The sequence below is a fragment of the Melissococcus plutonius ATCC 35311 genome, from assembly GCF_000270185.1.
Taxonomy (GTDB): domain Bacteria; phylum Bacillota; class Bacilli; order Lactobacillales; family Enterococcaceae; genus Melissococcus; species Melissococcus plutonius.
In genome coordinates, this window is sequence record NC_015516.1 from 775,985 (window position 1) to 790,733 (window position 14,749).

Annotated in this window: 16 protein-coding genes, 1 tRNA gene, 1 pseudogene and 1 other annotated feature; of the genes and pseudogenes, 15 read left to right on the plus strand and 3 right to left on the minus strand. The window is 29.0% G+C overall.

Features of this window, described 5'->3' with window-relative positions; all coding sequences use genetic code 11:
- Nucleotides 1–91: 91 nt before the first annotated feature.
- Together MPTP_RS03290 and spx are read right to left on the minus strand one after the other, a co-directional pair.
- Complete coding sequence (locus MPTP_RS03290) at nt 92–550, minus strand: DUF441 domain-containing protein (RefSeq protein ID WP_080580425.1); 459 nt, start codon at nt 548–550, stop codon at nt 92–94.
- 241 nt (nt 551–791) lie between these two features.
- Nucleotides 792–1,196 carry a transcriptional regulator Spx gene (gene spx, locus MPTP_RS03295; RefSeq protein ID WP_013773650.1) on the minus strand — a complete coding sequence of 135 codons (405 nt, stop codon included), beginning with the start codon at nt 1,194–1,196 and terminating at the stop codon, nt 792–794.
- 415 nt (nt 1,197–1,611) lie between these two features.
- Between spx and MPTP_RS03300 the strand changes: the two genes are divergently transcribed.
- From MPTP_RS03300 to rpmA, 4 genes are all read left to right on the plus strand, one after another.
- Nucleotides 1,612–1,685: transfer RNA gene (locus MPTP_RS03300), tRNA-Arg, on the plus strand.
- Nucleotides 1,686–2,616: 931 nt separating this feature from the next.
- Nucleotides 2,617–2,696 (plus strand) — a sequence feature (ribosomal protein L21 leader region).
- A gap of 16 nt (nt 2,697–2,712) precedes the next feature.
- Nucleotides 2,713–3,021: a 50S ribosomal protein L21 gene (rplU, locus tag MPTP_RS03305; RefSeq protein ID WP_013773651.1), complete on the plus strand. Its 309-nt coding sequence runs from the start codon at nt 2,713–2,715 to the stop codon at nt 3,019–3,021.
- A gap of 31 nt (nt 3,022–3,052) precedes the next feature.
- Nucleotides 3,053–3,400 (plus strand): ribosomal-processing cysteine protease Prp, encoded by a 348-nt coding sequence (locus MPTP_RS03310; RefSeq protein ID WP_013773652.1) that lies wholly within the window; start codon nt 3,053–3,055, stop codon nt 3,398–3,400.
- Between the two features lie 12 nt (nt 3,401–3,412).
- A complete protein-coding gene (gene rpmA / locus MPTP_RS03315) occupies nt 3,413–3,700 on the plus strand; it encodes a 50S ribosomal protein L27 (RefSeq protein ID WP_013773653.1) in 288 nt (95 codons plus the stop codon).
- Between the two features lie 96 nt (nt 3,701–3,796).
- Here the strand turns inward: rpmA and MPTP_RS09920 are convergent.
- A pseudogene (locus MPTP_RS09920) lies at nt 3,797–3,976 on the minus strand (tyrosine-type recombinase/integrase); the annotation flags it as partial.
- A gap of 1,838 nt (nt 3,977–5,814) precedes the next feature.
- On the opposite strand from MPTP_RS09920, the gene MPTP_RS03320 reads away from it, so the two are divergent.
- From MPTP_RS03320 to MPTP_RS03365, 11 genes are all read left to right on the plus strand, one after another.
- On the plus strand, nt 5,815–6,258 hold the full coding sequence (locus tag MPTP_RS03320) for a phosphate-starvation-inducible PsiE family protein (RefSeq protein ID WP_013773655.1): 444 nt from the start codon (nt 5,815–5,817) through the stop codon (nt 6,256–6,258).
- 136 nt (nt 6,259–6,394) lie between these two features.
- Nucleotides 6,395–6,550: a hypothetical protein gene (locus MPTP_RS09695; RefSeq protein WP_013773656.1), complete on the plus strand. Its 156-nt coding sequence runs from the start codon at nt 6,395–6,397 to the stop codon at nt 6,548–6,550.
- 894 nt (nt 6,551–7,444) lie between these two features.
- Nucleotides 7,445–8,506 carry a M24 family metallopeptidase gene (locus tag MPTP_RS03325; RefSeq protein ID WP_013773657.1) on the plus strand — a complete coding sequence of 354 codons (1,062 nt, stop codon included), beginning with the start codon at nt 7,445–7,447 and terminating at the stop codon, nt 8,504–8,506.
- Between the two features lie 439 nt (nt 8,507–8,945).
- Nucleotides 8,946–9,371, plus strand: a complete 426-nt coding sequence (locus MPTP_RS03330) for an Asp23/Gls24 family envelope stress response protein (RefSeq protein WP_013773658.1) — start codon at nt 8,946–8,948, stop codon at nt 9,369–9,371.
- Nucleotides 9,364–9,840: a transcription antitermination factor NusB gene (nusB, locus tag MPTP_RS03335; protein WP_013773659.1), complete on the plus strand. Its 477-nt coding sequence runs from the start codon at nt 9,364–9,366 to the stop codon at nt 9,838–9,840. The genes MPTP_RS03330 and nusB overlap by 8 nt, the downstream gene beginning before the upstream one ends.
- A 174-nt stretch (nt 9,841–10,014) precedes the next feature.
- Nucleotides 10,015–10,866, plus strand: a complete 852-nt coding sequence (folD, locus tag MPTP_RS03340; protein ID WP_013773660.1) for a bifunctional methylenetetrahydrofolate dehydrogenase/methenyltetrahydrofolate cyclohydrolase FolD — start codon at nt 10,015–10,017, stop codon at nt 10,864–10,866.
- A gap of 6 nt (nt 10,867–10,872) precedes the next feature.
- A complete protein-coding gene (xseA, locus tag MPTP_RS03345; RefSeq protein WP_013773661.1) occupies nt 10,873–12,219 on the plus strand; it encodes an exodeoxyribonuclease VII large subunit in 1,347 nt (448 codons plus the stop codon).
- A gap of 3 nt (nt 12,220–12,222) precedes the next feature.
- Nucleotides 12,223–12,456: an exodeoxyribonuclease VII small subunit gene (locus tag MPTP_RS03350; protein WP_013773662.1), complete on the plus strand. Its 234-nt coding sequence runs from the start codon at nt 12,223–12,225 to the stop codon at nt 12,454–12,456.
- Nucleotides 12,453–13,343, plus strand: a complete 891-nt coding sequence (locus tag MPTP_RS03355; protein ID WP_013773663.1) for a polyprenyl synthetase family protein — start codon at nt 12,453–12,455, stop codon at nt 13,341–13,343. The genes MPTP_RS03350 and MPTP_RS03355 overlap by 4 nt, the downstream gene beginning before the upstream one ends.
- A 12-nt stretch (nt 13,344–13,355) precedes the next feature.
- Nucleotides 13,356–14,171: a TlyA family RNA methyltransferase gene (locus tag MPTP_RS03360; RefSeq protein WP_013773664.1), complete on the plus strand. Its 816-nt coding sequence runs from the start codon at nt 13,356–13,358 to the stop codon at nt 14,169–14,171.
- A 116-nt stretch (nt 14,172–14,287) separates the two neighbouring features.
- Nucleotides 14,288–14,737 carry an arginine repressor gene (locus tag MPTP_RS03365; protein ID WP_013773665.1) on the plus strand — a complete coding sequence of 150 codons (450 nt, stop codon included), beginning with the start codon at nt 14,288–14,290 and terminating at the stop codon, nt 14,735–14,737.
- Nucleotides 14,738–14,749: the final 12 nt, after the last annotated feature.

Here is a 14,749-nt window from a genome sequence, read left to right on the forward strand (position 1 = left end):
TTATTAATACATCCACCCATACATCGACCTATTGATAAAGTGATTTTAGTTTGAAATTTAGACATAAAAAATTAATGCTTAAGTGAATGAGTTACTTAACAATAAACTGGATGAACTGTATAAGACAATAGGTAATTCCCGAAGCAATGATTGGACCAGCAGCAACACCTCGAAAGAAAACCACACCAATAATAGTACCAAAAACTAAAGCAACAGTTACCTGTGGATCAGAAGCAATTAATCCTACACCTTTTGATGACAAAACAGCTACTAAAACACCACAAAAAATAGCAATCCAACCTAGTGGTGATTTAAATATAGTAAATAAATCTTTAATTCCAATTTGGCCAGTGGCAATCGGAATAAGAATACTGATAGTTATAATAATTACACCAAAATTTATTCCTTTTGTAGATAAGATAGGAAATATTTTCTTTGATAAGGGAAAAAGTTTAATGATAAGTACAACTGCTGTTGCAATGATTAGACTATTGTTTTTAGCAATTATAGCAATCATTAAAATTAATAATAGAAATAGCCAACTTTCAATGATGAAAAGCTCCTTTCAATAATATTTTATGTACCAAGATTGATATGTTATTTAATAAATAATAAAATGAATATTGTTTTATTTTGTCGTATAAAGAAAAAATTGTCAAATGTTTATTGTCTCTAAACTTTAAATAAATCGACCATTTTGTAAACAGCAGAAAGAAACTATTTATAAAAACTGAACTTATATATTAATCTCAGTTTCAACAAATAGTTTTATTTCTTTTTTATTTATTTTATTAATTATTCATGCCTGTAAATAGTAAGATGTGTGAAAGTTCTTGTTTCCTGACTTCTTTTGGTAAAAAGACTCTAATTTCATCTTCATTAAATCCAATATTTAAACATAATTCATCGATTAATAATGGTCGTCTAAGAAGTGAAGGTGTTTCTTTTAATAAAGTAATCAATTCATTTAAAGTTAGGGCATCAAAATCTATATCCAATTTTTGATAGGCAATTGAACGTGTAGAAATAATATCGGTTGTTCCATTTTCTGTTAGTTCTAATATATGTTTTAATTCATCATCAGACAGAGGTTCACGAAAAATATTTTTTTCAACAAACTCAATATCATGATCCATTAACCATTTTTTGGCTTTTCTGCAAGATGTGCAACTGGGCGTGGTATAAAGTTTTATCATAACAAATTAACCTCTTTCCATTAATTTTATTAATTAATTGTAATTGTAGAATTAATTAATAAAATATGCAATTCATAAGGTATACCAAAAAATAATTTTTTATAAAAAATCATTTTACTTATTAATATTTATCAATTTTAGATAGATTAAACAAACAATATATTTTATAATTAAAACCTAACAATAATTATTTTAATATAAAATTATTATTGTTTTAATAAATAGGTGGCAAGCGAACAGTATAAATGAATAAGATAGGTTTAATAAATTATTTTAATAGTTACTAGATTAATTAAATTTCAAATTAAGAATAAATTAAAAAAATTTTTCTTGCAACAAGGATAAATTTCTGGTATTATTTACCTTGTTACTGAGAGAGCAAAATTAGCTATCGCTTATTGTTTTAAGTACTATTGTCACAATAGCTCAGCTGGATAGAGCATCCGCCTTCTAAGCGGACGGTCGGGGGTTCGAATCCCTCTTGTGACGTAAAAAATTGTTGAATCATCTCTTACAAAGACCAATTTTTATGTGTCTTTATAAGAGATGATTTTTCTCTTGTTAAATAATTAATCTATTATTAACTAGTTAAACAAAAATGAAAACAAACCATATTTGTTTACAATTATAATGAAATAGCTGGTTAGCCATTGATTGACGGATTTAAGAATCTTAGCTAAATTTCTCAACAATTAAATTTATTTTAGTAGTATCGTTAATAATAACTGAACTGACAATGCTACTTGAATGCTATTCAATAGATATTCTTATTTTATATAACAAAATAACTATCAATCTATCCATTATTACCAATCAATAATAGACAAGCAATATTCTTAAAGATGCTAATTAATTGGTCTAATGATATGATTTATATTTTAAAATAGACATTTAATTCAATCATATAGTGTTTTTTAATAATCCGCTATCTCTTGTATTTAAAAAGGATACCGTTAAATTCTGAACAATTATTGTTATCTACCCGAATATTTTATGCTAGCTTATATGAAAAAATATTTCAGTTATTAAATATTACACTTTTTTAATTGACCTAAAAATGAAGCTAAAAATCTTTAATGTTGTTATATGTTAATTAGCTAAAGAGGATAATTTTGAAAGGAAACATCTAGTAAATTCAATTTTTATTTCTTATTTTATTTAATGAATCAATCAATAAAAAACATAAAGGTAGAGATAAATTTAAAAAAACTAAAAAAATAAGGTGACTTATTTTAGTAAACCAATCTTTATTTTTATTATAAATGGATTTCTTGTTTAACTGTGCTTTTCATTTTCCATGAATAAAATAATTGATTTATCAAGTGGATTAATGAAAATCAAAAGTAAAATATGTAATTTTTTGTTGACTCGTTTTTTTGCATTTGGTATGATGGTAGTGTTGTAATTGTGAGATGATTCTTTACAACTACAACCGCACAGAGTAAGTAATTAAGTGTAATAGGTCTATTACCGCTTAGGATGGCGAGTCTAAGTTTATGAAGGAGGTGCTCTAAGCATGTATGCAATTATTAAAACAGGTGGTAAACAATTAAAAGTTGAAGAAGGTCAAGCAATTTACGTTGAAAAATTAGACGTAGAAGCTGGCGAAAAAATTGTTTTTGATGAAGTAATCTTAGTAGGTGGCGATTCTACAAAGGTAGGCACACCAACTTTATCTGGTGTTACTGTTGAAGGAACTGTTGAAAAACACGGAAAACAAAAGAAAGTTGTAACTTTCCAATATAAACCTAAGAAACATTCACACCGCAAACAAGGTCATCGTCAACCATATACAAAAGTTATTATTGACAAAATTAATGCGTAGTCTTTAATTCTTTTTGGAAGAAGGCTTATGAATGATTAAAGGATTGTTTAAACGAAATAGTGCTGGTCAGATTGTTTCATTTAAATTAACTGGACATGCAGAAATGGATACATATGGCAAGGATATTGTTTGTGCAGCTGTATCTGCCTTAGCAATAAGTACAGTTAATGGCATTGATGCACTAGCAGGTTTTGAACCAATTATTGAAACAAAGGATGAGCAAGATGGCTATCTTTATGTTGAAATGATTACAAAAATGACACAAGAACAAGCAAATATTGCTCAAATTCTTTTGGAAAATTTGCTTTTAGGCTTGCAATCCATTGAACAAGAATATACAGAATTTATTCAAATACAAACATTTAATAATAAAGAGTAGGAGGTGTAGCTGATGTTGTTAACTATGAATTTACAACTATTTGCCCATAAAAAGGGAGGCGGTTCAACTTCAAATGGCCGTGACTCTGAATCAAAACGTTTAGGTGCAAAAAGTGCTGATGGACAAACCGTTTCAGGTGGTTCAATTTTATATCGTCAACGTGGAACTAAAATTTATCCTGGAGTAAATGTTGGTATTGGTGGCGATGATACTTTATTTGCTAAAGTTGATGGTATCGTTCGTTTTGAAAGAAAAGGTAGAGATAAAAAACAAGTATCTGTCTATCCAGTAGCTCAATAATCTTAGCAAAATTAAGGCTAGAATCCTTTATTTATAGGGGTTTTAGCTTTTTTTATTTTATGCATTATTTTTTTGACCATACTTTTGACCATACTTTTAAAAATTAACATATTTTATAAATTGCTCGGTCGTAGCTTCTTTTCTATTATCTGTAAGATGGGTGTAAGCGTTCATTGTTGTTTGTATATTCGCATGTCCAAGTCTTTTTTGCACATCCTTAAAATTAGCACCTGACTCAAAGAGTAGAGAAGCGTGTGTATGTCTGAATCCATGTAACCATGTAAGCCTATATTTATGGGTAATTAGTAAGGTGAACCAATTGGAACAGATAAGTAAACCTGGGGAAAGAATAATGATAGATACAATTAAGAAAATTATCAAAGAAAAAATCTGTCAAAATAGCTGATATTATTTATAGTTGCACAGGTTAATTAAAAATCTATGTACCAGTATTAACGTAAGAAATTTTTATTGCTATGCAGTCAGTATAAGTATTTATCTGTATGTTTGTAATTATTTTGTTTATTAGGTAACTATCAACCTAGTGTTTTGTTGAGAAATGAGTAAAATTTGAATTTAAAAGATAAAGCAATATTGCAACGTCGGTGAAATTACCTATATTTTCAGCAGAAAATTACTATGTATTTCCATATAATTGTTATAGCAATTTCATTATATTTAGAGCATATATCAAGGAAAAAGGCTATATTTGTTTGTAGTTAACAATATTGAGGAATTAATAAGGTACTAGCTAAAGATAATTAATCATTATTACAGTAAAATTGGTATTTTTTACAATCGTTGGTTATTTGATGATTTAAGAGACTTGGAAAATCAGAAGTAAAACTTTAGCTAATCGAATGTTTAAATTAGTTAAAATTATCAATGAAATGTTATCTTATGAAGGCTTGAAAAAAGACACAAGATAGTTTGTATCCTTTCGAATGCTATAGGATACATTCATTTACTGAGATTGTACCTACAGCCTAAATGATAAATAATTATTTACATATTTTTCTTAATAAAAATGAATAAATGTGAAAAGAAGTGTAAAGATATCATTTATAAGATAAGAATTTTATAAGATATGAGAAAATAGTAAACACAAATTTCGGAAAAAATATCATAGAAAATATTTTGGAAAAAACCACTTAGAAATTCATGTGATTAATTTCTAATAATTTTATATTTTAAAAGAAGATAATAATTTATAAATTAAAACATATTAATATTAGTGGTGAAGGTATTCAATGAAATGTCTTCACCACTATTTTTTGTTTACTAGTATTTTTGTATATTCCCATAGGAAGATGTAATAAGAATCTTTAAATTAAATTTAAATTTTTGATTAATTTGATAATGACACTACTTGGGTTTCAGCTTTAATAGCAGATATTAATGTTTGGGATACTTATCAATTTAAAAAACTTTTGTCATCAATGATACGAAATTTCTCTATCAATCAATATTGTTCAATACAACTTTTTATTGAAAGGTAATGTCATAGCTATGCAATCATATAGGTATCGGTCTGTCTAGAACAAAGTTAAACGAAATATCTAGTAGTCAATAAAATTTTATATTAAAGATAACATATTGCAAGTAATAATACACATCATTTGGATAGATGAATATTTGGAGATTAATTTAATGCGTTAAAATAAAACTATTCAATGAAATAGACAGTATAATTTTTCATAATCCATTTACTATAACTGATAGATAGCTTTTGATAAATCAATATTGAATTTTTTATCTAATAATCATTTATAATTATTTCTATAAAAGAATAAAAGAAAGTTTAGCTGATTAAAAAATTTTCTATAGTTAAGTTGTTTATTTAAGCTGCCGAGAATTCATTAATGCAAAATTTAAAAAATCAGAAATTGACTAATTCCAAACTCTTCTATTATATAATTGATTGGAGTTAGGAATAGAAGGGCCTAAAGACTAATTTAAAATGTACCTAATTTGTTAGGGATGAAGAATTATGTTGTTGTTCGTTTATTTTTAAGATTGAATTTTATGTTTTTTTTAAAACCCATGATATTATTACAAATAGAAAAAATTTTGAATGATAGATGTGTATTTATTAATAGATAGAAGAAATGATAATGCAAAAAAATTTTATTGAAATTAAAAGATATATTCAACCCTTATTAGATATTATTCTTAGTCTGTTATTTGGTTTACTTTTAATTTTTATGTTACGTTTTTTAATCGATATTGCTTGCTATGTATTAAAACCAATGACTATTAGTAATTTTACAATGATTATGCAAAAAGTGACATCATTTTTTATGTTGTTTGAATTTATGTTAATGATTTTGCGTTATATTCAAGAAGGCCACCATATTCCTATTCGGTATTTAATTTATATTTGTATTACAGCTATATTGAGACAATTAATGATCATTCATGGAGAAGCGGTTCAAACTTTATTGTTGGCTTTGGCAATTTTATTATTGGTGATTGTTTTATATATTCTGAATCTAACAAGACATAAATTTTCCTCTAAAATTGAAATAAACAATAAGGAAAATGAACGATTTAGATAGAAAAGGATATTAATAGCCAATTAATTACTTATTTGCTAGAATATAATTGTTAGATAATAATTTTTGATTGATATTAATAGGATTATTGATTTTTAATGTATTTAGTATAAAAAGAAAAATAAGAGGTGATAAATTTATGTACGCTGTGAAGGTATTCCACGGCTATATTAGTAAAAATGGACGACGTACTAGAGATAAAAATATGATCAAGCAATTTGAAAATCCACGTGAAGCTGAACGGTTTGCCGATAAAATCGGTGGTATGGTAAAAAAATTAGAGAATATTGAGTAAAAATATTCTATTGAAAAAACAGGATAAATAGAATATTAATAATAGATTAAACGATAAAGAAGAGAAAAGGATCTATTAATGTAGATTTATTTCTCTTTTTTATTCATAACAAATATCTGTTATATGTTTAATCGCTACTGAGTTATTTTTATAGAAATGTACTTTTTATCTTACCAATATTAGCAGGTGGTTTTATATTATTTAGAAATTTAAAAATAAAATAAAAAAGTTTAAATACAAGTCATTATAATGAAATACCATATATTTTGAAGATTTATAGGAAGATGGTATGATAAAAATAACCATAAGTTTTGCTTAAAATCAAGCAGATTAGAGTGGAAAGTAAATAGGTTTAGAAATGAATAAACAAAGAATACATCTCATATTTCCAACAGATAGTATTTTAAAGAGCTTAATCATCATTGCTAATTTAATATTAAATAAGGTTAATGTTTTAAAAATATTAACCAATTAATTTTAATTTAGCATTAAATGAAGGGAATATTGGATGACAAAATATACGAATTTATTTTCTTTATAGAAATTCAAATAGAAATAAAATTATATAAAATTTGCTGAATATATGGATATTTATTAAATATGAAAAATAGTCTCATTGTATAAGATATTTAAGCAAAAAAGCAATGGTTTGTGACTGTATAGAAAAGGGTAACTGGTATTTATTTGATGAAATAAATAGCACAAAACTGTTTTATATTTACTGATAGGTTTAATGATGAATAAACAGAACATCGAAATGGCTGGTTTGATTCATTAAATAAAATCGCTAATTTAAAATTAACCAAGCTTATTCATAGACTATTTATCCATTCAGCTCTGCTGTATAATAAAAAATACATATTAATCTATAATTGGAAAGAAGGAATAAATAGGATGATAAGAATAAATAGACTACGTCAATTGATGAAAAAAAACAATTTAGCTGGCTATTTTATTACAGATCCATATAACCTTTATTATTTAACAAATTTTACTGGCACAACTGGTGCAGCAATAATTACTATGGATCAAGCATTTTTTATCACTGATTTTCGCTACACTACTCAAGCACAAAAACAAGCATATGAATATACCATTATTGAAAATAAAGGGCATCTATTTGATGCAGTTACAGATCTCGCTGAAAAAGAAAATTTAGCGAATTTAGCATTTGAAGAACTTCACGTTAGTTTTGCAGAATACAGTATCTTAGAAGAGATTATTCCATGTGATTTGATTCCTGTTTCAGGATTAATTGAAGAATTAAGAGAAGTCAAAGATGAAGATGAAGTTGCTATGATTGAAAAAGCTTGTGAAATTGCAGATGCCGGTTATAAAAATGTATTAGAATTTATTCAACCTGGTATGACAGAAATTGAAGTGGCAAACCGACTCGATTTCTTTATGCGTTCTATGGGTGCTGCTGGTGTTTCTTTTGATACGATTGTTGCGAGTGGTTGGCGTTCGGCAATGCCACATGGAGTAGCTAGTGAAAAGGTAATTGAAAAAGGAGATATGATTACCTTAGATTTTGGCTGTTACTATAAAGGGTATGCATCTGATATGACCAGAACCTTTGCCATTGGAACGCCAGATAGTAAATTAAAAGAAATTTATCAAATCGTTTTAGACGTCCAATTAAAAGTATTAAAGGCGGCACAACCAGGTGTAATTGGCATGCAGTTAGATGAAATTGCAAGGGATTATATTGCTTCATTAGGATATGGTGAAAATTTTGGTCATTCCACTGGTCATGGAGTTGGATTGGAAGTTCATGAGGCACCTGCAATTTCCATGCGATCAGAACAGCAGTTAGTTGTTGGTAATATCGTTACTGATGAACCGGGTATTTATATTGATGGATTAGGCGGTGTACGTATTGAGGATGATTTATTAATCACCAAAGAAGGAAATCGATTATTGACACATTCACCAAAGAAATTAATCATTCTATAAAACTAAAATTTTTTAATTAAAACTTACAGCTAAAGATGAAGTTAAAAAATAGAAGAATTCTATTATTAAGCATAATAAGAGTATAAATATAAGTCAGCAACTATTTTTTATTCATGATTACAAAAATACTAAGTAAGCTAGCCGATATAAAATAATTATATTTATTTAAAAATGAACGATTTTTTCTTAAAATTGTTTTCAGGAGAATTGTTTTGAAAAAGATAGTTTAAATTATTTAATTTTACTAAGTAAAAGTTTTTGAAAATTATTTATTTGTTCTAATTTTTCTGGTGGCAAAACGACTTATTTAATGATACACTAAGTGAGAGAAAATTAGAATTGAATCATTTTCTCAATTTAAAGAATGAACGGCTCATTTTATTAACTGATTATTTGATATAACAGATGATTCTTCTCTATTCAGCAAGGAGGACAAAAGATGATTGATGAAAAAAACCTAGTAATCAATAATAAAGATCTATTAGGTGAAATTGTTATTGCACCTGAAGTTATTGAAGTAATTATTGGAATTGCTGTGTCAAAAGTAGAGGGTGTTTATGGAATGCGTGGTACTTTTACTAGCAATATTACAGAGTTTTTAGGACGAGCTGCACATGGAAAAGGGATTTATCTACATACGGAAGCAGACAAGTTGAAAGTAGATATTTATTGTTACCTAAATTATGGCGTTTCTGTACCTAAAGTTGCTTTAGCAATGCAAGACCAAATAAAACAGCAAGTATTATACATGACTGATGTTGATTTAGCTGAAGTAAATATTCATGTAGCTGCTGTTGTACCAGAGAAAATGCCAAAGCCAAATTTGAATGAATTATTTCCAGAAGATGAGGAAAGAAATGAATAAGCAAAAATTAACACGACGAGAAATTAGGGAAAAAGCATTACAAGCTTTATTTCCTTTGGACTTTAATACAGAATTAACAAAACAAGATGCGATTGACTATGCATTAATGCTAGATAATTATGAAGTAATAAGTGAAGATCAAGAAAATTTGATTCCCACTTATCTTGATTTTTTGGTTGATGGTGTATGTAGTCATAAGAATGAATTGGACCAAGTGATCAAAAGACTTTTAGGGAAAAATTGGACATTTGAACGTTTGTCTAAGATAGATACGGTTATTTTGCGAATGGCTGTTTTTGAAATGATGTATTCATCTGATGTCCCTGCACCGGTTGCATTAAATGAAGCATTGGAATTAGCCAAAAAATATAGCGATGATAATGCAAGAAAATTCACCAATGGTATTTTGGCAAACGTATTAAAAGAAATAGAAAAACATTCTGATAAATTATCTTTATTTGAAGAGTAATTTAGCTATTGTTCATTTTATAGAAATAGTTTAAGGCGAGAAAGTAAGGTTCCTAGGAGTGAACTTGCTTTCTTTTTCGTTTTTTCAGGTGTATCAAGAACCATTATTTTATGCTAAAATAAATGCATTATTATGTGGATACTTTAGTCATGAGAAATTAAAGGAGAAGTAACTGTGGGAATAAGAATGGATGGTAAAAAATTAGCAAAAGAGTTGCAATTAGAATTGACAACAGAAGTATCAGAGATAAAAAAACAAGGGATTCAGCCAGGCATTGTTGTCTTAATTGTTGGTGAAGACCCGGCTAGCAATATTTATGTTAAAAATAAACATATCACAGCTGAAAAAATCGGTATTTACTCTAAAATTGAAAGATTAGCAGAAACAATTACAGAAGAAGAGCTTTTAACATTGATTGATCATTATAATAAAAATCCTTTCTTTCATGGTATTCTAGTCCAACTTCCTTTGCCTAAACACATTAACCAAGAAAAAATTCTTCTTGCTATTGATCCTATTAAAGATATAGATGGCTTTCATCCTATGAATCTTGGAAAACTATTTATTGGAAAGCCAGTACAACTGCCTTGTACGCCTTATGGAATTATTAAATTACTAGAAGCTTATCAGATTGATTTAGTTGGAAAACAAGCAGTGGTTGTTGGTCGAAGTAACATTGTTGGGAAACCTATGATGCATTTATTAACGATGAAACATGCTACAGTTACTTTGGCACATTCGTATACTGAAAATTTAGCAGAAATAACAAAAAAAGCAGATATTCTTGTAGCTGCGATTGGAAAAGGTCATTTTATTACTAAAGAATTTGTCAAAAAAGGTGCCGTTGTGATTGACGTTGGCATGAATCGAACAGACACGGGAAAGTTAATTGGTGATGTCAAGTTTGATGAAGTTGAACCACTTGTTGATTATATTACGCCTGTTCCTGGTGGTGTTGGGCCAATGACAATTACAATGTTAATGAAGCAAACGATTGATGCAGCTAAAAATAGTGAAATAAGGTGAGAATTCATGACGCAACAATATTTAACGGTTACTGCTCTAACAAAGTATTTAAAACGTAAATTTGATGCTGATCCCTATTTAGGTCGTATTTATTTAACTGGTGAAATTTCTAATTTTCGTTTACGAGTAAACGCTCATCAGTATTTCAGCTTAAAAGATGATGGCGCTAAGATTTCAGCAATTATGTTTAAATCGGCCTTTCAAAAATTAAAATTTCAACCTAAAGAGGGAATGAAAGTCTTAGTCGTAGGCAGGATTTCTCTTTATGAAAATAATGGTGCCTACCAAATTTATATCGACCATATGGAACCTGATGGTATTGGAGCATTGTATCAAGCATTGGCAGAATTGAAAGAGAAATTAGCAAAAGAAGGATTATTCAATAAGGTAAAACGTAAACTCCCTTTATATCCTAAACGAATTGCTGTTATTACAAGTCCCAGTGGCGCAGTGATTCGGGATATTATCACAACGGTTCACAGACGTTATCCCATTGCCCAACTTGTTTTATTTCCTACATTGGTTCAAGGTGAACAAGCCGCTGATGATATTGTTAGGAACATTGAGCGAGCAGAAAAAATTGGAAATTTTGATACGATTATTTTGGGACGAGGTGGCGGTTCAATTGAAGATTTATGGCCGTTTAATGAGGAAAGTGTGGCACGTGCAATCTATCAATCAAAAATTCCCATTATATCTTCTGTTGGTCATGAAACCGATACAACGATTGCTGATTTGGTAGCAGATGTTAGAGCTGCTACACCAACAGCTGCTGCAGAAATGGCTGTTCCTGTTCTATCAGAGGAGTTACTAAAAATTAAAGAAAGACAAGAACGATTAGCTCAAGCATTTCTTTATCTAGTACAACAACAGGAGGAACACTTTAAACATTTGAAAAATTCCTATGTTTTTAAGCAACCTGAACGTCTTTATGAAGGGCAAACGTTGAAACTTGATCAAGTAACACAGCGTCTTCAACAACTAGCCGAGGCAATTTATCATCAAAAACAACTACAAACGCAATCTATACTTAACCAACTCTATCAACAAGCACCATTAAATCAAATAAAAGAGAAAAAACAATACACATCATTTTTAAATAAAAATTTAACAACAGCAACACAACAAATAGTGAAAGATAAACGCAAACAATTTATTTCACTGGTTCAGCAGTTAGATTTATTAAGCCCGTTAAAAATTATGGGACGTGGTTATAGTTATACAACAAAAAATGAAAAAGTTATTCGTTCGGCTCAGGAAGTAAAAGTAGCTGATCAGTTAACGATTCATTATACCGATGGTATGGTTAAAGCAGTTGTAGAAAGTAAGACATCTTTAGAAAAGGAGTTTTAATTTATGGCGAAAGAAGAAAAAACATTTGAAGAATCACTTAATATATTGGAAGAAATTGTCCAACAATTGGAACGTGGTGATGTGCCTCTAGAAGAAGCATTAACAGCTTTTCAAGAAGGAATGAAACTAAGTCGTCAATGTCAAGAAACTTTGGAAAAGGCAGAAAAAACCCTAACAAAAATGATGACAGAAACAAACGATGAAGTATTGTTTGAGGAAAGTGAAAAAGAACAATGAATGATTTTACAATTTTTAAACAAAAACATATAGATCGTATTGAAAAAGAGATGGCAAATTTTATTGAAAGTCATACATCTGATCAATCTTTAAAAAAAGCTATGTTGTATTCAATTCAAGCAGGTGGGAAACGATTACGACCACTACTTCTGCTGGCTACAATAAATTCTTTTAATTGTCCAATCGAACAAGGTGCCTATCAAACGGCAGCAGCACTTGAAATGCTTCATACCTATTCATTGATTCATGATGACTTGCCTGCAATGGATAATGATGATCTTAGAAGAGGAAAACCAACAAATCACAAGATTTTTGGTGAAGCTTTGGCTATTTTGGCTGGAGATGGTTTATTAACAGGAGCTTTCCAATTATTAGCACTAAGTACTATTGAAGCAGGTAAAAAAATTTTATTAACACAATTATTAGGACAAACTGCTGGAACTGAAGGAATGGTTGCAGGTCAATCTGGTGATTTACAAGGTGAAAAAAAGGCACTTAATTTGCAAGAATTAAGTGAAGTTCATAGGAAAAAGACCGGCGCATTAATTGAATTTTCTTTTATGGCTGGTGGAATTCTAGCCAATCAATCAGAAGAAATTATCTACCTTTTAAAGCAGTTAGCAAATGCTTTTGGACTTGCTTTTCAAATTCGTGATGATTTGTTAGATGTTATTGGTTCGGAAGAAAAACAAGGAAAAAAAATTGGTAGAGATCAATGTTTAAATAAAAGTACCTATCCAGCTCTTTTAGGAATTGAAAAAGCGAAAGAGGCATTAACACAACAAGTAGCAAATGCCAAAAATATTAGTGCTCAAATTGGGATAATCATTCCTGGTTTTCAACCAAAACTACTTGAACAAATGATTAGTCAACTGAAAATTACCTAGAAAGGTGTAACTATGAAAAAAGAACGGATAGATGTTTTGGCTTTAAATCAAGGCTTGTTTGATACAAGAGAACAAGCAAAACGAGGAATCATGGCCGGTTTGGTTTATAATGATAAAAATGAACGTTTAAACAAGCCAGGAGAAAAAATTTTAATTGAAACTAAATTGCATGTTAAGGGAACACTATCTCCCTACGTTTCCAGAGGTGGTTTAAAATTAAAAAAGGCATTGGCAGTCTTTAATTTACAAATAAAAGATCAAATCATGTTAGATATTGGGGCTTCAACTGGAGGTTTTACTGATGTTGGATTACAAAATGGTATCAAATTAAGTTATGCTCTAGATGTAGGCTACAATCAATTAGCATGGAAGATACGACAAGACAAACGTGTAATTGTAATGGAACGTACAAATTTTCGTTATAGTAAACCTGATGATTTTATATATGGACAACCTGATTTTGCTACGATTGATGTTTCTTTTATTTCTTTACAATTAATTTTACCTCCTTTACATGCCATTCTGAAATTAAATAGCTCTGTGGTTGCATTGATTAAGCCACAATTTGAGGCAGGAAAGTCACAAGTTGGAAAAAAAGGAATTATTAAAGATCCAAAAGTACATCAAGAAGTACTAGAAAAAATTGTTCATTTTGCCCAACAGCATGGTTATACTATCAAGCAATTAGACTTTTCACCAATTACAGGAGGAGAAGGAAATATTGAGTTTTTGATTCATCTAATTACTGTGGATCAATTAGGCACCTATGAAGCAGATAAAACAATAATAGAAGTAGTTCAATCCGCTCATGAACAGCTAGATAAATAAAAGAAAAAACAAGCAAAAATTTATAGTTTGTGTCTTAAGAAGTAGCGTTTTTATTTTTTATTAAATGGTGATCTTAAGAATCAATAAAGAGAAAAACCATAAGGAGAATGGTAAATTTGCGAAAAAAAGAAAGACATCAATTGATTAAACAATTGCTAATAGAAAAAGTAGTTCAAAAACAAGAAGACTTTGTAGTCTATCTTCAAGAGAAAGGCATTTCGGTTACGCAAGCAACAATTTCTAGAGATATTAAAGAGTTAAAATTAATTAAGGTGCCCGCTCAAACGGGTGGTTATCGTTATAGTATGCCTAATGAACAAGCTAAAAATACAGAAGCACGTTTAAAAAAATTGTTACAAGATGCATTAATTTCTGTAGATCAAATGGAAAAGTATGTTATTTTACATACAATACCAGGAAATGCTGCAGCCAGCTCAACATTGATTCAAAAAAACTTTAAACAAAAAATTTTTTCTGCTATTAATGATGATACTGGTGTCCTAATTATTGCACGTAGTGAGGTAGCTGCTGAATGGTTAAAACAAAAATTTATCCAGTATATATAAACATATAAATTT